Source organism: Corynebacterium sp. 5QC2CO, assembly GCF_024580435.1.
In the GTDB taxonomy this organism is placed as follows: domain Bacteria; phylum Actinomycetota; class Actinomycetes; order Mycobacteriales; family Mycobacteriaceae; genus Corynebacterium; species Corynebacterium jeikeium_D.
The window spans coordinates 13,994-38,837 of sequence record NZ_JANIKI010000012.1 but is presented as its reverse complement, the minus strand read 5'-3'; the positions used below and the strand labels follow the sequence as shown (position 1 = coordinate 38,837).

Annotated in this window: 18 protein-coding genes and 5 tRNA genes; 17 read left to right on the top strand and 6 right to left on the bottom strand. The window is 61.2% G+C overall.

Translation table 11 applies throughout. The features are described 5' to 3' along the window. Window positions 1–4: 4 nt before the first annotated feature. Complete coding sequence (locus tag NQ014_RS09420; protein WP_083310490.1) at window positions 5–973, bottom strand: ABC transporter permease; 969 nt, start codon at window positions 971–973, stop codon at window positions 5–7. A 471-nt stretch (window positions 974–1,444) separates the two neighbouring features. Between NQ014_RS09420 and NQ014_RS09415 the strand changes: the two genes are divergently transcribed. Beyond that, a complete protein-coding gene (locus NQ014_RS09415) occupies window positions 1,445–2,713 on the top strand; it encodes an aminotransferase class V-fold PLP-dependent enzyme (RefSeq protein ID WP_049193883.1) in 1,269 nt (422 codons plus the stop codon). A gap of 16 nt (window positions 2,714–2,729) precedes the next feature. Here NQ014_RS09415 and NQ014_RS09410 read toward each other — a convergent pair whose 3' ends face one another. Beyond that, the gene (locus tag NQ014_RS09410) at window positions 2,730–3,698 is read right to left on the bottom strand and encodes an NAD(P)H-quinone oxidoreductase (protein ID WP_070603645.1); all 969 of its coding nucleotides are present in this window, start codon (window positions 3,696–3,698) and stop codon (window positions 2,730–2,732) included. Between the two features lie 197 nt (window positions 3,699–3,895). Here NQ014_RS09410 and NQ014_RS09405 point away from each other — a divergent pair. From NQ014_RS09405 to NQ014_RS09395, 3 genes are all read left to right on the top strand, one after another. Next, window positions 3,896–3,980: transfer RNA gene (locus tag NQ014_RS09405), tRNA-Ser, on the top strand. Between the two features lie 276 nt (window positions 3,981–4,256). Beyond that, window positions 4,257–5,030 (top strand): hypothetical protein, encoded by a 774-nt coding sequence (locus NQ014_RS09400; protein WP_257074991.1) that lies wholly within the window; start codon window positions 4,257–4,259, stop codon window positions 5,028–5,030. Further along, window positions 5,023–5,916, top strand: a complete 894-nt coding sequence (locus tag NQ014_RS09395; RefSeq protein WP_257074990.1) for a hypothetical protein — start codon at window positions 5,023–5,025, stop codon at window positions 5,914–5,916. Before NQ014_RS09400 ends, NQ014_RS09395 begins: the two co-directional genes overlap by 8 nt. Before the next feature lie 14 nt (window positions 5,917–5,930). Here NQ014_RS09395 and NQ014_RS09390 read toward each other — a convergent pair whose 3' ends face one another. Next, a complete protein-coding gene (locus tag NQ014_RS09390) occupies window positions 5,931–7,070 on the bottom strand; it encodes a histidinol-phosphate transaminase (protein ID WP_257074989.1) in 1,140 nt (379 codons plus the stop codon). A gap of 211 nt (window positions 7,071–7,281) precedes the next feature. On the opposite strand from NQ014_RS09390, the gene NQ014_RS09385 reads away from it, so the two are divergent. From NQ014_RS09385 to NQ014_RS09365, 5 genes are all read left to right on the top strand, one after another. Then, window positions 7,282–7,373: transfer RNA gene (locus NQ014_RS09385), tRNA-Ser, on the top strand. 3 nt (window positions 7,374–7,376) lie between these two features. Further along, window positions 7,377–7,452, top strand: a tRNA-Arg gene (locus tag NQ014_RS09380). Window positions 7,453–8,030: 578 nt separating this feature from the next. Further along, window positions 8,031–11,690, top strand: a complete 3,660-nt coding sequence (locus NQ014_RS09375) for a phosphoribosylformylglycinamidine synthase (RefSeq protein ID WP_257074988.1) — start codon at window positions 8,031–8,033, stop codon at window positions 11,688–11,690. Between the two features lie 232 nt (window positions 11,691–11,922). After that, a tRNA-Arg gene (locus tag NQ014_RS09370) sits at window positions 11,923–11,995 on the top strand. 285 nt (window positions 11,996–12,280) lie between these two features. Next, a complete protein-coding gene (locus NQ014_RS09365) occupies window positions 12,281–13,270 on the top strand; it encodes an LLM class flavin-dependent oxidoreductase (RefSeq protein WP_257074987.1) in 990 nt (329 codons plus the stop codon). 47 nt (window positions 13,271–13,317) lie between these two features. Here NQ014_RS09365 and NQ014_RS09360 read toward each other — a convergent pair whose 3' ends face one another. Then, window positions 13,318–14,166 (bottom strand): CoA transferase, encoded by an 849-nt coding sequence (locus tag NQ014_RS09360; RefSeq protein WP_257074986.1) that lies wholly within the window; start codon window positions 14,164–14,166, stop codon window positions 13,318–13,320. Window positions 14,167–14,175: 9 nt separating this feature from the next. Next, window positions 14,176–15,201 carry a prephenate dehydrogenase gene (locus NQ014_RS09355; RefSeq protein WP_257074985.1) on the bottom strand — a complete coding sequence of 342 codons (1,026 nt, stop codon included), beginning with the start codon at window positions 15,199–15,201 and terminating at the stop codon, window positions 14,176–14,178. 38 nt (window positions 15,202–15,239) lie between these two features. Here NQ014_RS09355 and NQ014_RS09350 point away from each other — a divergent pair, with 38 nt between their 5' ends. From NQ014_RS09350 to NQ014_RS09340, 3 genes are all read left to right on the top strand, one after another. Continuing rightward, window positions 15,240–15,797 (top strand): tRNA adenosine deaminase-associated protein, encoded by a 558-nt coding sequence (locus NQ014_RS09350; RefSeq protein ID WP_005510946.1) that lies wholly within the window; start codon window positions 15,240–15,242, stop codon window positions 15,795–15,797. 76 nt (window positions 15,798–15,873) lie between these two features. Continuing rightward, window positions 15,874–16,317: a nucleoside deaminase gene (locus NQ014_RS09345; protein ID WP_257075020.1), complete on the top strand. Its 444-nt coding sequence runs from the start codon at window positions 15,874–15,876 to the stop codon at window positions 16,315–16,317. Window positions 16,318–16,452: 135 nt separating this feature from the next. Beyond that, the gene (locus NQ014_RS09340) at window positions 16,453–16,641 is read left to right on the top strand and encodes a CsbD family protein (RefSeq protein WP_005510930.1); all 189 of its coding nucleotides are present in this window, start codon (window positions 16,453–16,455) and stop codon (window positions 16,639–16,641) included. A gap of 108 nt (window positions 16,642–16,749) precedes the next feature. Here the strand turns inward: NQ014_RS09340 and NQ014_RS09335 are convergent, their stop codons facing one another. Then, window positions 16,750–17,730, bottom strand: a complete 981-nt coding sequence (locus tag NQ014_RS09335) for a diaminopimelate dehydrogenase (RefSeq protein WP_257074983.1) — start codon at window positions 17,728–17,730, stop codon at window positions 16,750–16,752. Window positions 17,731–17,963: 233 nt separating this feature from the next. On the opposite strand from NQ014_RS09335, the gene NQ014_RS09330 reads away from it, so the two are divergent. The 5 genes from NQ014_RS09330 (at window position 17,964) to NQ014_RS09310 (ending at window position 24,797) form a co-directional block, all read left to right on the top strand. Next, window positions 17,964–18,054, top strand: a tRNA-Ser gene (locus NQ014_RS09330). Between the two features lie 427 nt (window positions 18,055–18,481). Continuing rightward, the gene (locus tag NQ014_RS09325) at window positions 18,482–21,499 is read left to right on the top strand and encodes an MMPL family transporter (protein WP_257074982.1); all 3,018 of its coding nucleotides are present in this window, start codon (window positions 18,482–18,484) and stop codon (window positions 21,497–21,499) included. Window positions 21,500–21,560: 61 nt separating this feature from the next. Beyond that, window positions 21,561–22,862 carry a tRNA guanosine(34) transglycosylase Tgt gene (tgt, locus tag NQ014_RS09320; RefSeq protein ID WP_257074980.1) on the top strand — a complete coding sequence of 434 codons (1,302 nt, stop codon included), beginning with the start codon at window positions 21,561–21,563 and terminating at the stop codon, window positions 22,860–22,862. A 188-nt stretch (window positions 22,863–23,050) separates the two neighbouring features. Further along, complete coding sequence (locus NQ014_RS09315) at window positions 23,051–24,004, top strand: ABC transporter ATP-binding protein (RefSeq protein WP_257075019.1); 954 nt, start codon at window positions 23,051–23,053, stop codon at window positions 24,002–24,004. Between the two features lie 13 nt (window positions 24,005–24,017). Then, a complete protein-coding gene (locus NQ014_RS09310; RefSeq protein WP_257074979.1) occupies window positions 24,018–24,797 on the top strand; it encodes an ABC transporter permease in 780 nt (259 codons plus the stop codon). The last annotated feature ends 47 nt before the right edge of the window (window positions 24,798–24,844 follow it).

The following is a 24,844-nucleotide window of genomic DNA, read 5'->3' as shown; positions in this document are numbered from 1 at the left end:
CAGCCTAAACCCAGTAGCTCACGCGGGAGCGCCACAGGCGCATAGCCCCGAGTGCCAGCAGCAGGCCGACTGCGGTGCAGGCGAGGACAATCCACCAGTGGTAGGTATCCACCGGCTCGCCGGTTAGCGGGGCACGGATGATTTCCAGGTAGTGGAACAGCGGATTAATCTCGGCGATGCGTGCGCGTTCGGCGACGGCACCGCCCTGTTCCTCCAGCGTCTTGGTGGTCCACACAATTGGAGTCATGTAAAACACCAGCTGAATTAGGGAATCCAGCAGTGGTGCCACGTCGCGGTAGCGCGTAGCGATGATGCCGAAGAACATCGTCACCCACACACCGTTGACCACCAGCAGCGCCATCGCGGGGATGACCAGGAAGAAGTTCCAGCCCAAATCCGGCCGGAAGACCAACACGAGGATCAGCCAGATCACCATGTTGTGGGCCAGGAAGAGCAGCTGCCGCCATACCAGCCTGTAGACGTGAACACTCAGCGCGCTGGGCAACTGTTTGATCAGGCCTTCGTTTTCAATGAAGACGGTTGCGCCCTCGCGCACGCAGCCGGAGATGAAGCCCCAGATAATCAGGCCGACGGTCACGTGTGGCAGGAAGAACGCCAGCTCCTGCTGGAACAGCAGCGAGTACAGCAGGCCGAGAGCCAGGGCCATGGCGCCGGTGGCAATGGTGATCCACAGTGGGCCAAGCGTGGAGCGGCGGTAGCGCTGCTTGATGTCCTGCCAGCCCAGCTGCAGCCACAGCTCGCGCTGGCCGAAGCCGATAGCTAGATCCCGCCAGGCAGCGCCCATGGTGCGGGAACGCGACTTGAAAGCCGGTGCCTCGCCTGTTGCGTCAGTTATGCGCGCAATGTCGCGACGGAGAGTTTCCTCCGTGCGGATAGCGGAGCCATTGCGCACAGTATTGGCCGGCTGGTCGGCTGCAGCTGCGGATTGGCGATCATTTTCTGCGTTAGTCACGTCTCCAAACTACTAGCTAGGGCGGTTTAGATTGAATACCGACGGCACCGGGCGAGCCATTATTCCACGTCGTGACGGCGAACAACCGTCGCGTGGGGTGGTCGTCCTTGGTGGTGACGTGGTGCTTCTGAGGCTGTTTCCACGGTTGGTTATGTGACTGGTTATGTGACCCTGGAAAACTTACATACAATCGCCGCTGTAACTGCTTTATGGCATGCAGCTGGTGCATAAGGTTCACGCATCGGGAGTGCTTGCGCATGGATACAGGCAGGAAAAGTTCGGCCAATTTTAAGCAACTGCTAAAAAGGGATAAAGATTATCCTATATGGGGTTGCTTCGATAGAATTGGCTCCAACTAAGATGTGCAAGCGATACACGGTTCGGGGCATGAACGCTCGATTCGTGGGTGATTGCACAGTTAACTCTGAAATAGATATCGCAGCTTGAATTCGAAACCGGGAAAGGGTTTTCATGGCCTTCGATGTGCCGACAACCAGGGGTGCTTACTCGTCGCTTTCCGACGGGTGGACATACCTCAATGCGGGTCAACGCACCCAGGTACCCGAGCGTGTCCAGGCTGCGATGATTTCTGCATTTCGCAATGCCCAGAAGTCCCTTCCTGGTGAGACTGGGGCGGGGGCTCATGGCCAGTCGCGCAGCTCGGGCGTTCCCGCTGCAGCGGAGCTAACCGCCAGTGCGCGCCGGGCTTTTGCCGACCTCACTGGCGGCCCGGTCGCCGGCGTGGTGTTGGGATCTTCGCGTGAGGTGCTCATGGAGCAGTTCACGTCCGCAATGAGTCGACGCTTGACGCTCGGCTCTAACCTGGTGATTTCTCGCATTGGTTCGCAGGTCGTACACGCACCACTACGCCGAGCAGCCAATCTCTACGGAGCTCAAGTCCGCATTGCTGAGGCTGACTTGTCCTCGGGTACGTTGCCGTCCTGGCAGTTCGACGAGCTCGTAGACGAGCACACTCGCCTCGTTGTCGTCCCGGCCGCGGATCCGTTCATTGGCACCATTGCCCCGGTAGCTGACATTTCTCGGCGGGTGCATGAGTACTCCAACGCCTGGGTTTTGGTTGATGCCTCGGATATTGTCGCCTACCGCGATGTGTCGATGAGCAAGCTGGGCGCCGACATCATGCTGGTTGATGCCTCCGTGCTGGGCGGACCTGAGGTCGCAGCATTGGTGTTCAAGGATCCCGAGATGTTCGAGCGCATGACGTCGTTAAGCTATGTGCCGAATGTGCGCGGCGTCGAGCGGATCGAGGTTTCCCCGGTGTCGCCGGCATTGCTCGGCGGAGTGTCTGAATCGGTGCTGCACCTGGCATCGCTGGATAGCACGGCGAGGGGGTCACGTAGGCATCGCATTGAAACGGCGATGCCGCAGGTTTCTCGCTACTTGACGACGTTGTCGGAACGCCTGATTGCGGCGTTGATGACCCTGCCGCGGGTGTACATCATCGGCATGGATACCGAAGATGATTCTTTCGCGAGTGTGTCGCGGGCACAGCATATTCCGCGCGTTAGCTTCCTCGTCGATGGGGTGTCGGCGAAGGTAGTCGTGGACAGGCTGCTGGATAATGGCCTGGTGACCAGCATTGTTGATGCATACGAATCGCCACTGCTGGAGGCCATGGGCATCGACGAGGCTGGAGGCGCCGTGGGAGTTGGCCTCCAGCCGTTCAATACGCCGCACGACATTGACCAGCTCGTGCGCGCAGTTGCCTCGCTCGGTTAGCTAGGTAGTCAGCTAACTAGACGGTCAGCACAATCTTGCCGCTGACCGCGCCGCTGTCGAGCAGCTCGTGGGCCTTGGCTGCGTCGCGCATATCCATGACCTCATGAATTTGAGGGGTGACGGTGCCGTCGGCAAGCATTGGCCAGATGGTGTCCTCTGTGGCGTTGACGATGCGAGCCTTGTCAGCGAGATCGCGGTAGCGCAGGCCGGTGGCGGTGATGGAGCCGCGCTTGCTCAGCAGGCGGCCGATGTTGAGCTCGCCCTTAACGCCTCCCTGCATGCCGATGATGACCAGGTGGCCGTCCTTCGCCAGGGCCTTGACGTTTCGGTCGAGGTACTTTGCGCCCATGATGTCCAGAATGACATTGGCGCCACCCTCAGCTGCGACGATCTCCTCGAAGTCCTCTTCCTTGTAATTGATGAGGATGTCGGCGCCGAGCTCCTTGCACTTAGCCAGCTTCTCCGCCGAACCGGCGGTGACTGCGACGCGAGCGCCGAGCCGCTTGGCCATCTGAATAGCGAAAGTGCCGATGCCGCCCGCGCCACCGTGGACCAGCAGCAGGTCGCCTTCCTTTAGGCCGGCAATCATCACGACATTCGAGAACACCGTGCAGGCAACCTCGACGACGGATGCGGCCTCGGTGAAGGAGTAGCCATGTGGCAGTGGGAGAATTTGGCCGGCCGGGACTGCGACCTTTTCGGCGTAAGCGCCACCGGAGAGAAGGCAGCAGACCTCGTCGCCGACTTTCCAGCCCTGAGAGTCGCCCTTGACCTCTTCAATGACACCTGCGCACTCCAGGCCGAGGGTGTCGGTTACGCCTTTTGGCGGCGGGTAGTGGCCAGCGGCCTGCAGCAGGTCAGCGCGGTTTACGCCAGCGGCTTTGACCTTGACCAGCACCTGCCCATCCTCGAGAGTCGGTTCCGGAGCATCGGCCCATTCCAGGGCGCGGGGGTTGGAAAGATCAGTCTGAATGATTGCCTTCATAGTCTTCAAAGGTAATGCAAAAACTGGTTATGCACGCGGTATTTCAAGCTCTTTTGCAGTTAGCAAAAATAGTTATGTCTGTAGAGGTGGATGCTTGGGGTGTGGTTTCCGATGAAGGGCTTGCGAAAGGTGCTGGCAAGGGGTGTTATGAGGGCGTTTGCTGCCTTACGGCGGTATGCGGTTATGATGTTGGCGTTGGAAGTATGGCAGAGCGGCCGAATGCACTGGTCTTGAAAACCAGCGAGGGTCACACCTCCGGGGGTTCAAATCCCCCTGCTTCCGCAGATGAAACCCTCGGTAGATTTTCTACCGGGGGTTTCTTCATTTCTCTTAAAAGGGCGAATTACAGAACGTAAACCCCCGGTCGCATGCGGTCGGGGGTTTCGTGTGTCCGAAATCTGCCACAGGTAATTTTGCGGAGTAATTTAATTGCTCCGACCAACGTGTACTGTGGCCTGAAACAATACGGGCAAATTGCCAAAACCGGTAAGCTCGGTCTTGCTGTAATACAAACCCAGCGTCATACTGGCGGACGGTATTGAGGGAAAAGGTCGAACAATGGCAACGAATCGGAGCAACCACTCGGACGACTCGTTCGGTGAGTGGAGCATAAATCCGGGCACGTCAGATGATCAACCCTCCGCTGATACGCCGGCAAATGCGTGGAGCGCTGTGGATGGGGCACAGTGGGAGCAGCCTGAGGGGCAAACGCAGGACTATCAGCCCCAGAACCAGCAAACGCAGTATCTGCAGCAGCAGTATCCACAATCCCAGCAGCCTGAACCATACCGCCCCGCCCCCTATGTTCCAGGTCCGCAAGCTGGCCCGGCTGCTGCGCCGAGCAATGACAACAAGGGGCTGACCATCGCGGTTATTGTCCTGGCGCTCGTTGCGGTCGCTCTCTTCGTCGGCGCAATGGCTTTCTTCTACTTCTCCGATTCGAAGGGAGTGAATTCGGCCGGCAGCAACTCGCCCCAGTCGGTTCAGTCAGCTAGTGCTGAGGATTCCTCCACGTCGTCGACCGCTGAGCAGAAGCGTCGCGCTGAAGGGTTCCAGCCGCCATCGAACTGGCGTCACTGCTCCGGCTCGGGCGATCCGGGTGATTTGAACTTGGTATATGCAGAAGATGTCGGTGGTAACACTACGACCTGTCAGTTTGCCACCAACGTGCGCAATTCCTTCGTTGAGCAGTACCAACTTACGAAGAAGCTCAACGGTACAGTCACCGCTAGCAGCCCAACAACTGGCAAGACATACAGCATGACCTGCCGCGATAACGGTGAGGTTGTCACTTGCACCGGCGGTACGAATGCGACGGTGCACATTGTCTAAACGTCTCCGAGCGGCTCTGGCCGCAACCGCCGTCGTCACGCTCGGCCTTAGCGCCTGCACCATCGGCACCGACTCGGCGGACATGCCGTCGCCGACGCTGTCCAATCCGCTTGACGACGGCCCCGGCGGCGCATCCTCCGACGGGAAAGTTGTGCCCGGTGAGATGCCTCGCGAAGTTGTCGAGGCAGTGAAGTCCGCGCAAAAGGAACTCGGTGGTCTGGCCGGCGCCGCTCTGGCAACGCCGGATAAGGATTCCGAAGTGGTTTCCACGGGCGACTTCAAAACGGGTCCGGCCTGGTCTACCTCCAAGGTGCCGGTAGCGGTGGCTTATGTGCGCCAATCGGGCGTGGATTCCCTGGTCGAAGCCGCAATCACGGTTTCCGATAACGATGCGGCTGAGTCCATGTGGTACTCCCTGGGCGATGACGCGACCGCAGGCGCGACCACCGACGAGATTCTCCGAGAGGGCCACGACACCCGCACCGTCATGGGCACTGACCGCATCCGCGCGGAATACACCGTCTTCGGGCAGACGCAGTGGGATTTGCGCGACCAGGCTATTTTCGGCGCCAATTTGCAGTGCATCGAGGCGGGCCCAAAGGTCGCTGACCTCATGGGACAGATTGCCGACGAGCAGTCCTACGGCCTCGGACGCATCCGCGGCGCCCACTTCAAGGGCGGTTGGGGTCCAGATGATGAAGGCGTCTACCTTGTGCGGCAGTTCGGCTATCTGCCGGGCAAGAAGCCGGGCACCTTCGTTGGTGTAGCTATCGCAGCCCAGCCTGACGACGGCACCTATGAGACCGGCCAACAAATGCTTGACCGCATCGCAAAGGCGATTGAGCGCAGCGGTGGCGCGACCACCGGCCGCGCCGGTAGCTGCTAGCTGAGCGATAGCTGTTAGCGCTCGATACCGAGCGCAGCCAGCAGCTGCGAGGTCTCTTCCTCAGTAGTGATGGTGATACGAACACCTTCGCCGGCAAAGCAACGGATGAGAATGTTGCGCTGCGCCAGGAAGTCACCGAGATCCGTGGTGGTGGCCACCGAGACGTCGTCAAGCAAAGAGAGATCCGCGATTCGAGCCTCGTCGATCCAAATGAAGTTGGCCTGCGAATTCGGCAGCACCGTCTCGCGGCCGGTGGCGGCATTGATGGCCTCGGTGACAGCGACGCGCTGTGCGCGGACCTCAGCAATGCGGGCGGTGAGCTCTTCCTGTGCGTCCAGCGAAGTGAGCGCGGCGATCTGCGCGAGGGTGTTCACAGAGAAGGGGATGGCGACCTTATTCACGGCCTCCACAAGCTTCTCCGGGCCGAACATGTAGCCCACACGAAGCCCGGCCAAACCGTAGACCTTGGAGAATGTGCGCAAGCCGACCAGGTTGGGGTAGGTATCCAGCAGCTCATGCGCCAACGGGGTAGCGGCGTGAGTGGCCTCGTCCACCAGCTCGATGTAGGCCTCGTCGAGAGCGACCACAACATCGCCCGGAACCTGCGCCATAAACTCCGCGAATGCCTCGCGAGTGATGGTCGTGCCCGTCGGGTTATTGGGATTACAGACGAAAACCAGGCGTGTGCGGTCGGTGATAGCGGCAGCCATTGCCGAAAGATCATTGCGACCCTGCGCATCCAGCGGCACCGGCACTGGAGTAGCCCCGGCGACGCGAGCGAGAATGGGGTAGGCCTCGAAGCTGCGCCACGGGAACACGACCTCATCCCCATCCGCACAGGTGGCCTGCACGAGCTGCAGGCACAGAGCGGAGGAGCCGCAGCCGACCGCGACCTGCTCCATGGGCAGACCCAGGTGTTCGCCGAGCTTAATGCGCAGGTCAACCGCGCCCATGTCGGGGTAGCGGTTCGGGCTAGTAGTTGGGTCAGCGATGGTCTGCGAGATGGCCTCCACCACCGAGGGAAGCGGCGGTTGGGTCATTTCATTGGACGCGATCTTCAGCGCGCCGGGCACAGCCTTACCCGGGACATAGGCCGGAACCTGCTCGAGGTCGGCGCGGGTTTTGGGCTGAACTGAAGATGCATCGTTGGTCATAGGCCTAACTGTAGAACATGGCCCGGATTGGGCAGTACAGAATCCCCGCAAAATCCCAAGGTGTGGTCGCTATTTGTAGCGCCGTATTTGGTGGCTCCGCGGGTGTTTTGCTTTTCAATTCTTGTGTTCTGTAGGATTGGCTGCGGTTATTTGGTCTCGTCCACGCAATGGCGAACAGCTTTGCTGAAGCGGGATCGATGCCAGTGGTTTTGGAGGCGTGCCAGAGCGGCCGAATGGGGCTCCCTGCTAAGGAGTTGCCTGTCTTGCGACGGGCCGGAGGTTCGAATCCTCTCGCCTCCGCCACACGCGCCCGTAGCTCAACGGATAGAGCATCTGACTACGGATCAGAAGGTTAGGGGTTCGAATCCCTTCGGGCGCACCATGTAGACCCGCACCTTGTAGGTGCGGGTCTTTTTTATTACCTGCTAGTGCAGCGCGAGCCGGGGCATTGCGGGGCGGGGCAGCGCGGTCCTTCACTTGTGGCCAGGGTTCGGTCACTTATCGATGGTTTCTCGTGTCCTGTCGATGGTTTTGCGCCACTTATGCGCGCGCTGTGGGTGCTACGTGTGCACTTGTCGATGCGCTGTTCACTTGTGGCCAAGCTATAGCGAATCGATGGGTGAACTATGCATCGATAAGACAACGAACCAGCTCCCTTGCTTCAGCAACGCGCAGCGACAGGTAGCAAGGTGCAACAACAGGCACCAACCCGGACCTGCCGTCCGACTCGCCACCTCCCTGAGCCGCCACGGCCGTACCTCCAACACCCCCGCGCAGCCTTTGCCTGGCCGAATCCGATTAGCCTGGCCTTGTACTTGGTCAATCGGGGCTTCCGCCCCGCGCCGCCCCGCGACGCCTCGCCCCGCGCCGCCTCGCACACCGGGGGACATTTTCCTATCCTGAACAGTTGCAATAGACTTAGACCCCGGTTGCCCTCCCCGTATTTCGATAGGAGCCTTGATGGACGCCCGTCTAGCCGTTCGCCGTAAGCCCGAGTTCCGCAATGAGGAAGCTACGCTGCTGTCCTCGATCGGCCAGGACGGCGAGGTGGCAATCTACTATCTCTACGATGCTTTCGATGCGACGGAGGAGGATCTTGTCGCGCTGCGTGAGTCGGTGGTTGCTGATTCGCGTGTCGACGAGCTGGTCGAGCTCCCGGCCCCCGCCGAGCTGGGGAACTATCTTGCTGTCGAGCCTCTTCCTGGCCAGTACGACCAGCGTGCCGATGCCGCCGAGCAGGCCCTGCGCCTGCTCCGCCCGGAAACGAAGGCGCAGATCACCTCGGCAACGCTGTATGTTTTCGACGCTCCGGTGAATGACGCCGTACGCTCCTACCTCATTAACCCGGTCGAATCGGGGGAGAAGAACCTGAGCGTCCTGCGCCGTCCGAGCATGGGCGAGATCGAGCCGCTGAAGGAGTACCCGGGCTTCACCGAGCTGGATGACGAAGGCCTGGCCGAGCTGCTCGCAGCCGACGGCATGGCCATGTCGCTGGCCGACCTGAAGACCATCCAGGATTACTTCCGCTCCGAGGGCCGCACTCCGACCGAGGTAGAGCTGTCCGCGCTGGATACCTACTGGTCGGACCACTGCCGCCACACCACCTTCAACACCGAGCTGACCTCCATCGAGAACAACGAGCCGCGCTTTGCCGCGCAGTTGGATCGCGCGCTGCGTCGCTACGACGAGCTGCGTGAGCTCAACGGCCGCACGCACAAGCCACGCTCCTTGATGGACATGGGCACCATCATGGGCCGCGAACTGCGTCGCACGGGCGTGATGGATGACCAGGAAGTCTCCGAGGAAATCAACGCCTGCTCCGTCTACGTCGACGTCGAGGGCGATGACCGCAAGTGGCTCCTCATGTTCAAGAACGAGACCCACAACCACCCGACCGAAATCGAGCCATTCGGCGGTGCCTCCACCTGTCTCGGCGGCGCAATCCGTGACCCGCTGTCAGGTCGCTCCTGGGTCTACCAGGCCATGCGTCTGTCCGGCGCAGGTGACATCAACACTCCGCGCGAGCAGACCCTCGAGGGCAAGCTGCCGCAGCGCGATATTTCCTCCCGCGCCGCAGCCGGCTACTCCTCTTACGGCAACCAGATCGGTCTGGCCACCACTGGTGTGCGCGAGCTGGTCCACCCGGGATACGTCGCTAAGCGAATGGAACTCGGTGCCGTCGTCGCCGCTGCCCCGGCAGACAACGTCAAGCGCCTCGAACCTGCGCCGGGCGATGTGGTGATCATGCTCGGTGGCCGCACCGGTCGTGACGGCGTCGGCGGTGCGACCGGCTCGTCGAAGGCTCACGATGAGGACTCGCTGGGCCGCTCCGGTGCTGAGGTGCAGAAGGGTAACCCGGTCAACGAGCGCAAGATTCAGCGCCTGTTCCGCCGCGAGGATGTCGCTACCAAGATTGTCCGCTGTAATGACTTCGGCGCTGGTGGCGTGTCCGTTGCGGTCGGTGAGCTGGCTGACTCCATTGACATTCACCTCGAGCGCGTGCCGCTGAAGTACGCCGGTCTGAATGCCCGCGAGATTGCAATTTCCGAGTCCCAGGAGCGCATGGCGCTGGTCGTCCGCCCGGAGGACGCCGATTTCATCATCGCCGCCGCTGACGAAGAGAACATCGAGGCCGTCGCGCTGGCAGACATCACCGACACCGGTCGTCTACGCATGTTCATGGGCGACGAGGTCGTCTTCGACCTCTCCCGTGAGTTCATCGACACCAACGGCGCCGACCGCGCCCAGAACGTCGAGATGGTTGCTGCGGAGGGCGGCGTCGTAAAGCAGGCACCGGCGAGCGTGCTGGAGTCGCTGCGTGCGGCGACGGCGGGCTCCCAGGAGGGCATGATCGAGCAGTTCGACTCGACCGTCGGCCGCTCCACCGTGCTCATGCCGTACGGCGGTGCGACGCAGAAGACCGACGAGCAGGCGTCAATCCAGACGCTGCCGGTCGATGGCGGCACGAGCACCGCGTCCATCATGACCTGGGGTTACTCGCCATCGCTTGCCGACGAGTCCCCGTACCTCATGGGTTCCTACTCCGTCGTGGAGGCACTAGCTAAGCTCGCAGCGGCCGGTGGCAATCCGCGCGGTGCCTGGCTGAGTGTGCAGGAATACTTCCAGCGCCTGGACCAGGATCCGCAGCGGTGGGGTGAGGTTGCGCAGGCTCTGCTTGGCCTGCTGGAGGCTCAGGATGGCTTCCAGGTTGCGGCTATTGGCGGTAAGGACTCCATGTCCGGCACCTACGGCGAGGACCTGCACGTGCCGGCGACTCTGGTGACCTTCGCAGTTGCCGCGATGGACGAGACCGACGCTGTCTCTGCTGCAATCCCGGCAGGTAACTTCGACCTCTACCTGTTTGCGCACAAGCCGCTCGAGTCCGGGGAACCGAACTACGAGCAGCTCAACGAACTATTTGCTGCCGTGCGGGAGCTGCGGCCGGTTGCGGCCTCGGCTGTTACTAACGCGGATCTGGCTGTGACCCTGGTCAACATGGCTGTGGGCAATGGCGTGGGCCTGGAGGCATCCCTCCCGGAGGCTCCACTGGGTTCCATTGTTGTGGCTGTTCCGGCTGGTCAGGATGTTGATGGTGCTGTTGAGGGTGCTGTGAAGATCGGTGCCACCGACGAATCGGGCACGCTGCGCTTCGGTGAGGAGTCCTTCACTGTCGCCGAGGCTCTGGAGGCAATGGAGTCCGGTTACCGTGAGGTATTCCCCCTCAATGACTACGAGGGCGAGGCCCTGCCGGAGTTCGCTAACCAGGTCAGCGCGACCGAGACCGACCTGCAGAGCCCGGGCAAGAAGGATGTCCACGTGCTGCTGCCGGTCTTCCCGGGTACCAACTCCGAGTACGACATGGCCGAGGCATTCGTCGCAGCGGGCGCTACCTACGAGTTCCACGTGATCCGCAACCTGACCCCGGCAATGCTGGCGGAGGACACGAAGGCGTTCATCGAAAAGCTTCAGGACGCCGACATCCTGGCATTCTCCGGTGGCTTCTCCCTGGGTGATGAGCCGGACGGATCCGCCAAGTTCATCGCCGCGTTCCTGCGTTCCGACGACGTCGCAGCCGCCGTCAAGGAGTTCGTGGCCGACAACGGTCTTGTGCTCGGAATTTGTAACGGTTTCCAGGCGCTGGTCAAGTCCGGCTTCCTGCCGTACGGCGACCCGGCGCAGCTCCGCGAGGACTCGCCGACCCTGGCCCACAACCGCCAGCTGCGTCACGTGTCCCGCATCGCTACCACTCGCGTCGCGACTGTGGATTCCCCGTGGTTGCGTGGCTTCGAGCCAGGCCAGACCCACCTCATGCCGGTTTCTCACGGTGAGGGCCGTTTCGTGGTCTCCGAGGACGAGGCCCGCCACCTGTTCGAGGCCGGCCAGGTCGCTTTCCAGTACGTCGATACTGATGGCGATGCCGAGGGCGTGCCGACGATGACAGCGCCAGCCAACCCGAACGGTTCCTCCTACGCCATTGAGGGCATTGTCAGTGCTGACGGCAGGATTCTGGGCAAGATGGGCCACCCAGAGCGTTTCCGCGAGGGCCTGATGCGCAACATTCCGGGCATTGGTGAGCAGGACATCTTTGGCAACGCTGTCCGCTGGGTCCGCGGCGAGTAGTTCCTCGGTTTCTCCGTTACCTCGGTCAGGGTTACCTCGGTCGGTCCTGTTCGGATAGGCCGGGGTAACCGCTACGAAACCTGTTGTTAATGTGCAACGAATATGTACTTGAATAAGTGCCGAAAAGGTTGCTTGAACAGGCGATTTTGTAAAACTTAGCAGGATGAGTAAAGTATCTATTCGTTGCAGGGGTCGAGGGAATTACCCCAGAGTCGCTGAATAACAACAAAATGCGCCCGTAGCTCAACGGATAGAGCATCTGACTACGGATCAGAAGGTTAGGGGTTCGAATCCCTTCGGGCGCACAACGCAGACCCGCACCGATAAGGTGCGGGTCTTTTTGTCTGCCTGACTTATCGATGGTTTTCTGGCACTTATGCGCGCGGTATTGGCTCTGCCTGCGCTCATATCGATGAGCTATTCACTTGTGGCCAGGCTATAGCTCATCGATATGTGAATACCTCATCGATGAGTGAATACCACCCACGAGCCACCCGCACCCGAATCCCCAAAACCCCAAACCCCAGCGCCTCAGTATTCGAAACATCTCAAACTCGCAATATCCGACTAACGGTCTAGACTGTGGAACCATGATTCGTACTGAGTCCATTCTTGACCTCGCTACCGTAGCCTCGGGGCAGTCCCACGCAGACGCCCTACAGGGCTCCATCGATTTGGCGCAGACAGCGGAAAAGTCTGGTTATCAGCGTATTTGGTACGCAGAGCACCACAATATGAACTCCATTGCGTCCTCGTCGCCGGCAGTTCTTATCGCAGCCGTGGCTGCAAAAACCGAGAGCATCACCCTCGGCTCCGGCGGCGTCATGCTGCCGAATCATGCACCGCTGACGGTCGCGGAACAGTTCGGCACGCTCGCGAATCTGTACCCGGATCGCATCGAGCTGGGGCTTGGTCGCGCGCCGGGTACGGACCAGGCCACGATGCGCGCGCTGCGTCGTGACCCGCGTTCGTCCGATTCCTTCCCGCAGGATGTGCAGGAGCTGCGCGGTTACCTCTCCGACGAGTCGCTGATCAAGGGCATCAACGCAATTCCAGGCCGCGGCACCCATGTGCCGCTGTACATTCTGGGCTCCTCGCTCTTTGGTGCTCAGCTCGCAGCGGCGCTCGGCTTGCCGTACGCGTTTGCTTCGCACTTCGCTCCGGACGCGCTTCGCGATGCCATCGCGGTCTACCGCGAGCAGTTCCAGCCTTCTAAGCAGCTGGATAAGCCGTACGCTTTTGCGGCCATGAATGTGATTGCGTCGGAAAGCGAAGAGGACGCGCAGCAGCAGTACTTCGCTACCCGCAGGAACATGGTCAGGCGGTTCCTGAGTCGCGGTGGGCATCATCTCACTGACGATGAGGCGGAGATCCTGATGGATACTCCGCAGGGGCGACAGGTGCAGAATATGTTCCGTCACACGGCGGTCGGCACGGTGGCGCAGGTGCGTGAGCAGATTGCGCAGTTCGGTGAGTACTCGACGGCGGATGAGCTGATTGTGGCTCATCAGTCGTTGAAGGTTCCTGACCGACTGCGTTCGGTGGAGCTCACCGCGGAGGCCGCGGGGTTGACCGCGTAAGGCTCGAGGCCCGGCTCTCCGAGGCGCGCGGCCTTAAACTGCCCCGCTTACTCCACCGCAGCCAGCGGCAGTGCCTTTTCGCTGGCAAGCTGCATGATTTCGGCGTTGGTGCGCTCGCGGAGGAAATCCGCAAGCTCCTCGCGGCCACTTGCACCCGTGGCCTCGGTCAGGGCGGCGGCAAAGTGTGGTTCCAGCGCTGCCACGGACACGTAGCCGTCGGCGCTGGGGTAGAGGCCGTACGTCCACAGGCCGCCACCGAGTAGTCCGCCGGGCGCCGTCATGCCGTACTTCAGCGGTTCGGCGCCGGCCTCACCGGCTTGCTTCAGGCCAATGCGGCAGTGCAGCCCAGGCTGCTTTACGACGTCCGCCCCAGCACCCGCCCGCTTAATCAACCCGGCAAGGGCAGCGGTGACCGCAAAGTGTGCACCCAGAATGTCGCCCAACAGCACCGGCGGCATGGCCGGAGGCGTGAGAGTTCCGGCCTCCGCCTGGTAGGTCAGGTCATGGCCAGGTGTTTCTGGAGCTTTGGTATCACCGACAATATCGATATGCACCGGCCCATTCGGGCGCTCGTGGAGCCCCGCCAGCCCCATGCGTTCCAGCGCGGAGGGGCGAACCGAGGTGATGACCACATCGGCCTCATCAATCAGCGAGCTCAGCTGTGCGCGGCCCTCATCGCTCTTCAGATCCGCCTGGATAATCTCGTGACCTGCGGACATAGCTTCATACCAGGGGCGGCCGAAGGAACCGAGCGGGTCGCCTGTGGGTGGTTCGACCTTAATCACCCGGGCGCCTAGCTGGCCCAAGTGCTGAGCGGCCAGTGGCCCCGGAACGTTAATGGCGAAGTTGACGACGGTGATGCCTGCGAGGCTGGTGTGCAGCTCGGGGGAGAACATAGTTCCACACTAGAACACATCTACCTGCCCGCCGACGCTTTCGGCCAACTTCAACTGGTTGATCCAGTCGCCCTCTCCGACGCGCAGTCGGAAAATCGGGCGGTGAGCGGGGCGGGCCTCGTAGCGGATACGGGCAATCTGGCCGGTTTTGGCCAGGTCCATAGCGGTTCCCTCGGTGGCCAACTGGGTGCGCGCGGCGGTGAGGCGCTCGATGACGTCGTCAAGCGCGGTGAGCACGGGTTCGGTGTTGTTCTCGCACCAGGACATGACCATGTCGGGAGCAGCGGCGGCGACGCGAGTGCAGTCGCGGAAAGAGCCGGCCGCCAGCGAAATGGCCAGGGGACCACCGGCTTCCCCGGCGGCGGCAATTGCGTAGGCCGCCAGGTGTGGCATGTGGGAGATGCGGGCGACGCTGGCATCGTGGTGATCGCTCAGTGCTGGAATGAGCTGGCTGCCAAGAGCTGCTCCCAAGTTGGCGACCTGCGAAAAGACCTCAATCCAGCGCTCCGGGACGGGCTTGCCCGCAGCGTCGGCAGCAGCTGCCAGGTCGTAGGTGATGACCCAGGGGGCGCCGTCGAAAAGCCCTTCGAGCGTGGCGGACCAGCCCGCCTGCGCGGACCCCGCCATTGGGTGCGCGCCGACGAAGCGTTCCTCCATCCCGCGAGCGGAGACCTCGGCGGCGACGGCCGCCTTCACGGAGACCACATCCGTGATGCCACAGCTGGGGGCGTGCTCGTTGATAGCATCCAGCATCGTGCCGATGACTGTCATGGGGGTGCCGATCACGATGAGCGCGCGGCTGGCCTCTGCGCGTTCGAGCGTGGCCTGAAGATCTGTACTGGCGTCGAATCCCTCCTTCGTGGCTTCCTCGACCGTTGTGGACGAGCGATTCCAACCGAAGCATTCGACGTTTTGGACCCGCAGATCGCGCATCATGGAGCCACCGATGAGGCCCAGACCGAGGATGCATACCGCGGGTAGTTGTGCAGCTGACAGGGAGGACGAAGCAGGGGAGGGGGACTCGAAATTGCTCACCTGACAAGCATGACATACAGCGACTAGCGTTGTGGGTTATGAGCACGACCTTTTCCGGAGGGTACACCTCCGATGACGACCGTTCCTTTGCGGTTGCCGTAACTATGGGGGAGCGCGGTTGGCGCGTCGTCGACCTCGGGGACGACGCCACCGATTCCCTCGCTGATGCCGCACAGGCGCTGCGCAATCTGCGTTCGGAACGCGCTGCTGTCGGAATGCTCAATATCGACGACGACTACTTCATTCTTGTGCGCCAGGGCGTTGGGTCGCTGCGCGTTGTGCTTTCCGACGCTACCGCTGCCGTGACCGATGACATTGCGGCAGATGTGTTCGACGAGCTGGATCTGGATATCCCCGACCTCGACGAGGATGAGCTCGACGATGTCGACGCCTGGGCCGAAGGAGACATGGATATCCTCGCTGACCTGGGTTGTTCGGAGGAAGCCCTGGAGTCCATCTGTGACGATCAGTCGCTGTGGGCGTCCGAGCAGCTTCTGGCCATTGCCGAGGAGTTGGGGTGCGCCGAGGAGCTCGCCGATGTCGCCGACCTGGACTACGACGGCGACGATGACGACTACGACCCCTATGACGACTAAACCTGACAAAGGTCATCTGACCGAGCGGTCAAGCGCCCTGCCCCGTCGAAAACAGGACATTCTCGACGAAGAGTGGATGCGCCTGGCTATCGCCGAAGCTGCTCACACGGCACCCGGGGATGTGCCGGTGGGAGCTGTGGTCGTGGATGCCGAGGGCAAGGTTGTGGGCCGGGGCTCGAACCGTCGGGAAGTTGATGGTGACCCGCTTGCCCACGCCGAAGTTATCGCGCTGCGCGAAGCCACCCGCGCCGTCGGTGATGGCTGGCGGCTGGAGCAGTGCACGTTGGTCGTGACACTTGAGCCGTGCGTGATGTGTGCCGGCGCCTGCGTCATGGGGCGCGTGGGGCGTGTGGTCTTCGGTGCGTGGTCGCCCAAGACCGGCGCGTGCGGCTCTATCGCCGATGTCATCCGCGATCCCGCCCACGCGTTCACGCCCCAGGTGCGTGGGGGTGTGCTTGCCGACGAATGCTCCGTTTACCTGCGGGAATTCTTCGAACGGCAACGGCAGTTGGAGGCGTGAGCGGCGTCACAGTTAGGTCACAATTCCCGCTGTAGCCGTGACGAGCCTTCATTTTCACGTACCGTCGGAACTGGTGGAGCTGCTAGACGGCGGCTCTAGAGAATAGATAAGTCGTTTACATAGGAGGCTTACATAATGAGCGAGCTGCAGAACAAGGCCGACGAGTTGGGCGGCAAGGTTAAGGAAGCTGCCGGCGACGCCGTTGGCAACGACGACCTGGCAAACCAGGGCAAGGGTGAGCAGGCTGCTTCGAAGGTCAAGCAGGGTGCTGAGGACCTGAAGGACAAGGCTACTGAGACCCTGGGCAAGCTGACTGACAAGTAAAGCGCTTAGTTCTCGAGTAAAGATAACCCCGACCTTCTCCGCTTCCGATGTGTGGAGAAGGTCGGGGTTCTTTGTGTTTCGATGGCCGGCTGTCGGCGTTGGGGCTGGTTACAGCTTCTGGGCCACCAGGTCATCCAGTGGTTCGGCGGACAGTAGGTACGGGGCAATCTCGAAGACGGTGCGGGCACCGGTTTCGCCAGCCTGCTTCAGGCGGTAGGCGGCGCGACCGTAGGCAACCTGGACGGCTGCGGTGAAGTCGGGGTTGCGCTCCAGGTCGAGGCCGAACTCGATGACGTGACCGGACGTACCGGCCTGGCCGCGGGTAATGACCTGGCCACCGTGCGGCATGCCCTGGTGGTCGCGGTCGAACTCCTCCTCGGAGATGAAGTCCACGATGGTCTCGTAAGGGGCAAAGTAATCCGGCATGGTCACGATGGTTTCACGGATCTGCTCCTTGAGCTTGGCGTCCTCGTCGGCGTTGCCGGTCTCTTCAGCGACGACGAAGCAGTGGCGCAGGTGGCATTCGTTGCCCTTCAGGTCTGCGCCCTCGCCCTTCTTCACGGCCGCGATAGCTTCCGGGTTCGGCTTGGTGTACTGGACACCCTTCTTCACTCCCGGCACACGACGCACGGCATCGGAGTGGCCCTGCGACAGACCAGGTCCCCAGAAGGTCATCTGGTCTGCGCCCGGCAGGATAGCAGCGCCCAGAACGCGGTTCAGGGAGAACAGGCCCGGATCCCAACCGGTCGAGATCATGGCGATGTTGTCACCCTCGCGGGCGGCGGCGTCCATGGCCGCGCGGTGCTTCGGAATCTCGTGGTGGTTGTCGTAGGTGTCGACCGTCGTAAAGTTCTTTGCCAGCTCAGGAGCCTGCTCCGGGACATCGGTGGCCGAGCCGAGGCACACGAACAGCACGTCTACCTCGTCCTTATACTTTTCGACATCCGCCGCCGGGAGTACGCGGGCCTCAGTGTCCAGCGGATCGCGACGGGAGAAAACGCCGACGAGTTCCATGTCCGGCTGGTCAGCGATGACCTTTTCGACGCTGCGGCCCAAATTGCCGTAGCCGATGATGGCGGAACGAATCATGAGGGAGAACCCTTTCTGTGTGGCTGTACTTCTGTGTTTAAGTTTCTAGATTTCAAGCTACAGACTATTCCTTCATATCTCAGCGGGCGTTGGCCACCCCGAATAGCGCGGTGGAGGGTTGACGGGCTTGGGGTGGCGCAGGGTGCAGTGCAGCGAGAGTGCCTTGGCAGAAGCCTGGGCGCTCTGACCTGGGGATTTGGTAGATAAAGGGGCTACCTGTAACGTTTTCTAGCGGTGACGTGTCCGAGCGGCCGAAGGTGAAGCACTCGAAATGCTTTGTGCGGTAACCCCGTACCGAGGGTTCAAATCCCTCCGTCACCGCCAATAAAACCCCCGGTGGTTCCTTTAAGTAGGAGCCCCCGGGGGTTTTGCATTTAATCGGCTCTGATTGTCTGGGTGCGGTGGGGGTGGGGGAGGTGTCCGTCGTAAAGCGGCAAATGGTGAGGCGCCCGACCTGGAGCGCCTAAATCACAAAAATAACATCAGTAACACACACCCCATTGTTCACGTTTATCCGGGAAGTCCGCTACTCTTAGCAAAAGTATTTCCGGTTTTTATGTCGTGCCCGCCCCCAATGACCGCGTCAGCGCCAGAGTTGATGTTGGCCAATCCGGGGTGGTCGCTAGCATCGGAGTAGCGAAGAGGCTTCAAACTGCAGGTGAGGTCCGAGGAAGTGCTTGGTTAGCGCGAACTTGGGGAAGCTGCAGTTGGGGGCGGTCCAGGCGAATATTAGACGTAAGGGAAACTTGACATGGCAAAGGCCTTGTTCAAACTCGGCAGGTTCTCCTACCTGCATAAATGGACTGTGATCATCGCGTGGTTCCTGATTTTGGCGGGGCTGGGCGGTGCAGTTTCCGCATTCCAGAAGGGGTTTATCGACCAGTTCTCGATCCCCGGCATGCCGTCGGCAACGGCTTCACACGTGATTGAGGAAAAGTTCCCCGATGTTCCGAACCCAATTCGAGAGCAGCGTATTTATGTCGCCTTCGAAGCCCCCGAGGGGCAGAGGCTCGATGACCCACAGAATAAAGAAGCCGTTGACAAGGTTATTAACGGCATCCGCGACAATGTCGGCCAAATCGCCGACGATTTGCAGCTTCACAACCCGGTAGACCTCAATCCGAAGATGCAGGCGATGGTCAAGGAACAGGGCATGGCCGCCGGCCTGCCCAAGGATGTTGCCGAGGCCGATGCCAATGCCATGCGTACCGTGTCCGATGACGGTCGCTACGGTATTTCCACCTTCGTTTTCGATGCCAAGATGCCGCAGGACATCGAGCCGGAGAATATGCAGGCGCTTCTCGACGCGATGCAGGCCGGTCGTGACGCCGGTATCAAGGTCGAGGCCTCTGGCCCGGGCATGCAGCCTGCGATTGAGGTAGCTCCGACCTCAGAGATTATCGGTGTGACCGTGGCGTTTATCGTGCTGGTTGTCACCTTCGGCTCTCTGGTGGCTTCGTTCCTGCCTATTGTGACGGCGGTAGTGGGCATCATCATCGGTGTCTTCGGTGTGACATTGATGACCGCATTCACTGACGTCAACTCGATTACCCCGGTGCTTGCCGTCATGTTCGGCCTGGCTGTCGGTATTGACTACGCACTGTTCATCCTCTCTCGCTACAGGGCGGAAAGAGCCCGAGGGATGACCAACGAAGATGCCATCGGCATGGCTACGGGTACGGCGGGCTCCGCTGTGGTTTTCGCTGGCCTCACTGTGATTGTCGCGTTGGCAGCGCTGACGGTGGCCAAGGTGCCGTTCATGTCCCTGATGGGTATTTCGGCGGCAATCACGGTGGCCTTCACAGTGCTGGTCTCTCTGACCCTACTGCCGGCAGTTATGTCTCTGTTGGGCGACAAGGTCTTCGCTGGTCGCGTGCCCGGTGTTGCTGGTAACCCCTCGCGTAATGCGCGCAAGGGACGCCGCTCTTCCTTCTTCGGCGAGATGACGATGGGGCGCCGTTGGGTCACCTTCGTGCACAAGGCCCCAGGGTTGTTCCTGGTCGGCTGTATCGTCTTGCTGTTGGCGTTGGCCTACCCGGCTATGCACTTGAAGCTGGCGCTGCCGTCGGACTCTACTGCGGCGAAGGACAGCACGAACCGCAAGGCCATCACCATGATTGAAGAGGGCTTCGGCGCAGGACGTAATTCACAGCTCATCATTATTGCCAAGTCGGACGATGTGAAGCCCGATGCTCCGGTGCTCAAACCGCTTATCGAGTCCCTGAAGCAGACCAACCCGGATCTCTCTGACATAGAGGCCGCCCGCAAGGCTTCTTATAGCTACGCTGTCGACCAGTTCAAATCCAACGTCGGTGTCGAGCACATCCAGATGATTGGCCTGAATCATGACGGCACTGCGGTCAAGATGATCATGACCCCGAAGTCGGGTCCGCTCGATCCCGCGACCAAGCAGCTGATGAACGCGGTGCGCGATCAGCAGAAGCAGATTGAGCAAACCACCGGCCTATTCACCGGTGTCACTGGCCTGGTTCCTATCGAAATTGACATCACCGACCGCCTCCAGGGCGCGATGCCGCTCTACTTGGGCGTTGTCGTGGGTCTGGCAGTCATTCTGCTGCTGATGATTTTCCGTTCCCTGATGGTGCCGTTGACTGCCGGCGTGGGCTTCTTGCTCTCTGTCGCAGCCGCATTCGGTGTCACGGTGGCATTTTTCCAGGATGGCCTCTGGGGTGTGATTAGCACTCCGGGTCCGCTGGTCAGCTTTGTGCCAATCTTCCTCATTGGTGTGACGTTCGGTTTGGCCATGGACTATCAGGTCTTCCTGGTTTCCCGCATGCGTGAGCATTACACCCACAACAAGGGTGAATCCTCGCCAGAGTCGAAGTACAACGCGGTCGAAGAATCGGTCGTTGAAGGCTTTACTCTCGGCGCTCGTGTGGTCACGGCCGCTGCGATTATTATGATCTCCGTCTTCGCGGCGTTCGCCGGTCAGCCCCTGGCGATCATCAAGGTCTTCGGCTTCGCGCTGGGTGCCGCCGTGCTTTTCGACGCCTTCGTTATCCGCATGACCTTCATCCCGGCAGCCATGTTCCTGCTTGGCCGCGCTACCTGGTACATGCCGAAGTGGCTGGACAAGGTGTTGCCTTCTGTGGATGTCGAAGGCTCTGCCCTGGAAGAGGTTTCCGAGGAGCTGGTGGAGAAGGGCCGCCGCGAGCGTATGGCTCGCGGTGAGTCCCTGTTGCCCGAAAGTGAAGGTGCTGGGCGTGGCTTTGGCGACGCTGACGCTGACGAGGGCGAAGCAGACAGTGTCGATGGTGAAGTCGGTGCTGGTGCAGCGGGCGCGGCGGGCGTAGCTGGTGGTACTGCTGTGGCTGTCGCGACCAAGAAGCGTAACCGCTGGATTCCGAAGCGGAAGAAGACAAAGCTGAAGGAGCTTGAACCCGCTGACCAGGCCGAGCAGGCTGAATGCTCTGAACCGGCCGAGCTGTCCGCCCCGACGGCGGCAGCTGAGCCGGAGCAGCCCGAACCAGCCGAGCAGCCAGAGCAGGCAGAGCCGACCGAACAGCTCATGCAGCCCGCACCAGCTGAATCCGCTCATCAGCCGGAACAGGCCGCCCGGCTGAACCCGGAAAATGCCAAAGACGTCGAGGTTCGCCCGTACTACAGCCCGGCTCGTAAGCGGAAGAAGATTACGGTTGCGGAACTGATGAAGCGCGAAGGCCTCGAGGAGGAAGCGCCACGTCGTAGCCGCGCCGTGTGGGACCCGGAAAACGCCGCCCAGCCCGAGGAAAACGACAGCGCTGAGTAACTTGCGAATAGCACCCAGGTAACCTCAAGGCATTAGCACTGGACCACAACCAAGGAGACTCATGTCGCAGTCGAGGACGACGGGCTTTGACGTCGTAAAGCAAATCGAAGGCGCGCGCGGACGTGCTGGCACCATCCACACCCCGCATGGCGATATTGCTACGCCGGCGTTCATTCCGGTCGGCACGAAGGCGACCGTGAAGACGCTCACGCCCGAGCAGGTGCGATCCACCGGCGCGCAGGCGATGCTGTCGAACGCGTACCACCTGTACCTGCAGCCCGGCGAGGAAATTGTCGACCAGGCCGGCGGGTTGGCAAAGTTCTCCAACTGGAACGGCCCGACATTCACCGACTCCGGCGGATTCCAGGTGCTCAGCCTCGGCGCGGGCTTTAAAAAGACCCTCGCGATGGACGTCACCGGCATGCAGAAAGACGACATCGTCGCCGAGGGCAAAGAGCGCAACGCGTTCGTCGACGAGGACGGCGTGACTTTCCGCTCGCACATCGATGGCTCCGAGCACCGCTTCACGCCGGAGGTGTCCATGCGTATTCAGCACGCGCTGGGCGCCGACATCATGATGGCGTTCGACGAGCTCACCACGCTGATGAACACCCGCGGCTACCAGGAGGCATCTGTCGAGCGCACGCACCGCTGGGCACGCCGATGCCTGGAGGCTCACAACGAGTTGACGGTTTCGCGCGGTCAGGTCGACGCGCACGTCCATTCGCTTGACGACGGCCAGTTGCCCATCCAGCAGTTATTCGGTGTCGTGCAGGGCGCGCAGTACGAAGACCTGCGCCGCAAGGCCGCCCGCGGGCTAGCGGAGCTCTCCCGCGAGTTCGAGGACGCCGGTCAGCTGGGCTTCCACGGCTATGGCATTGGTGGGGCGATTGAGAAACAGAATCTGGGCCTGATCTGCGGTTGGGTCAACGACGAGCTTCCCGACGACCGCGCCCGCCACCTACTGGGGATTTCCGAGCCGGACGATATTTTTGCCGCTGTCGAGGCCGGTGCCGACACCTTTGACTGCGTGGCTCCGACGAGGCTTGCCCGCCGTGGTGGTGTGTACACGCTCGATGGCCGGATGACCTTGACGAATGCCCGCTTCAAGAACGACTTCCGGCCCGTGGATGCGGAGGTGCCTTCCTATACTTCGCTGAATTATTCCCGGGCCTACCTGCATCATCTGTTGAAGGCCAAGGAGTACCTGGCTGGCACGCTGTGCACGATTCACAACCTGTTTTTCATGGTGCAGCTGGTGGAGAACATTCGCGCTGCGATCCTGGAGGACCGGTTCTTCGAGTACCGCGATGAGTTCATGGGCCGCTACTACGCCAACGGTGGTCGCGCGGTGGGGAATTAGCGGCTGAGGACTGGGGTGGGGCTAGGCTTCTACCTTTTCGCACTTCACGACAGCCATGTCACCTCGTGCCAGCTGTGGAGGTGGCATGAGGTGACACCCGTGGCGTGAAGTGGAACTTGGGCCCGGGGACCCCAAAACTAGACCTAGCTCTACTGCGCGAGGCAGTCTCAACCGGCATCATGGAGGGCATGATCACGGTTGAACGACTCAGCAAGAAGTACGGTTCGAAATTAGCCGTCGATGACCTGTCCTTCACCGTTCCCGACGGTGTCGTGACAGGTTTTCTCGGCCCAAATGGCTCCGGCAAGTCCACCACCATGCGCTGCATGCTGGGCCTCGATGCCCCGACCACGGGTCAGGCCTTGTTCACCGGAACGGATTCGCAGGGCAACACCTACAGCAACCAGCCCTTTTCCACGCTGAAGAATAAGCCCAGCATCGCCGGCGCAATTCTGGATGCCGGTTGGCACAACAAGGCTCGTTCAGGCCGCGCTCATCTGCAGGCCCTCGCCCGCGGCGCCGGCATCCCCGACACCCGCGTGGAGGAGTGTCTTGAGCAGGTCGGTATGACCGAGGCGGCGAAGGACAAGGTCGGCGGCTACTCGCTGGGTATGAAGCAGCGTCTGGGAGTGGCGGCGGCTCTGCTCGGCAAGCCGCAGCATCTGATCCTGGATGAGCCGGTCAACGGCCTCGACCCCGAAGGTGTCTCGTGGATGCGCCACACCATCAAGGCGCTGGCCGCACAGGGCTGCGCTGTCCTCGTGTCGTCGCACCTCCTTTCCGAGATGCAGCTCACCGCCGATCGCATCGTCGTCATCGGCCGCGGCCGCATGATCGGCGAGTACAGCATGGATGAGTTCCTCTCCGACGGCACGGTCATCGAAGTTGAGGTCGACGATCCGGCTCGGCTGCTGCAGGCGTTGGGGCCGGTGGCGCGTGGGGTTGACGTCGATAAGCAATTGCGCATTCCGCTTTACGACGGCATCAGCGAGCAGCAACTCCGCCGCGACATTGCGGCCGCTGCCCTGCGCGAGGGGCTGTTGGTGACGCGGTTGCACACGAAGCGCGACAACCTGGAGGAGAAGTTCCTGGCTGCGACCCAGGAATCGCAGGAATACCGCGCGCAGGCGATTGGGCAGTAGGGGAGTGACTGAGATGAGTTTTGGAAACGCTTTGCGGTCGGAGTGGACGAAGCTAGCCAGCCTGCGCGGTACGTGGGTCTATGTGGTGCTGTTGGTCGGTTCGATAGCTGGGCCGATGGCGGCTTTCAGTATGGCGGCGGACGCTGGTGCGACTGCTGATTGGGAATTGCTGCTGTTGGGGACGGTGATCTTCAACATGATCGTGATTGCCTTTGGTGGCTCCACCCTGGCGGGTGAGTACAACGATCAGATGAATGCGCATGCGTTCTTGACGCAGGACCGAAGGAGCCTGTGGCTTTCGGCGCGGATGACGCTGACGCTTGTGTTGATTGCTGTCTGTTGGGTCATCGGTGTGGCGCTTGCTTGGTTATCGGTGACGGTTTCGCCACGCGTGGAGTTCAAGGGCGGCGACGCTGCCCCGGACATTCTCGCTGGAGTGCTCGGCTTTGTTGTGTTTGGGCTGATCGCGATGTCGCTGGGTGTGTTGACGCGCTCGCGCGTTGCCGCTGTCGCTATTCCGCTGGTGTGGATCTTGGTGGTGGAAAGCATGCTGGAGTTCGCGGCGCTCGCGTATGCGATTTTCCGGCCGCTGTGGCTGGTCACGCCGGGTGCACGCATTCAGCAGTTGTCAACGCAGCTGGGCGGTCTGATAGCAAACCCGGAGAATCCACGTACTGGTTTTGAGGCCGGCATGACGCAGCCAATGTGGTTCAACATCGTGGTGCTGGTGGCCTGGATCGTTGTGGCTGTTGGCGTTGCTCATTGGGCCAATGCCAAACGGGATGTGAAGTAAAAAGCAAAAAGTGCCGCGACTTCTTCGCTTCTAGGGCGAGGTCGCGG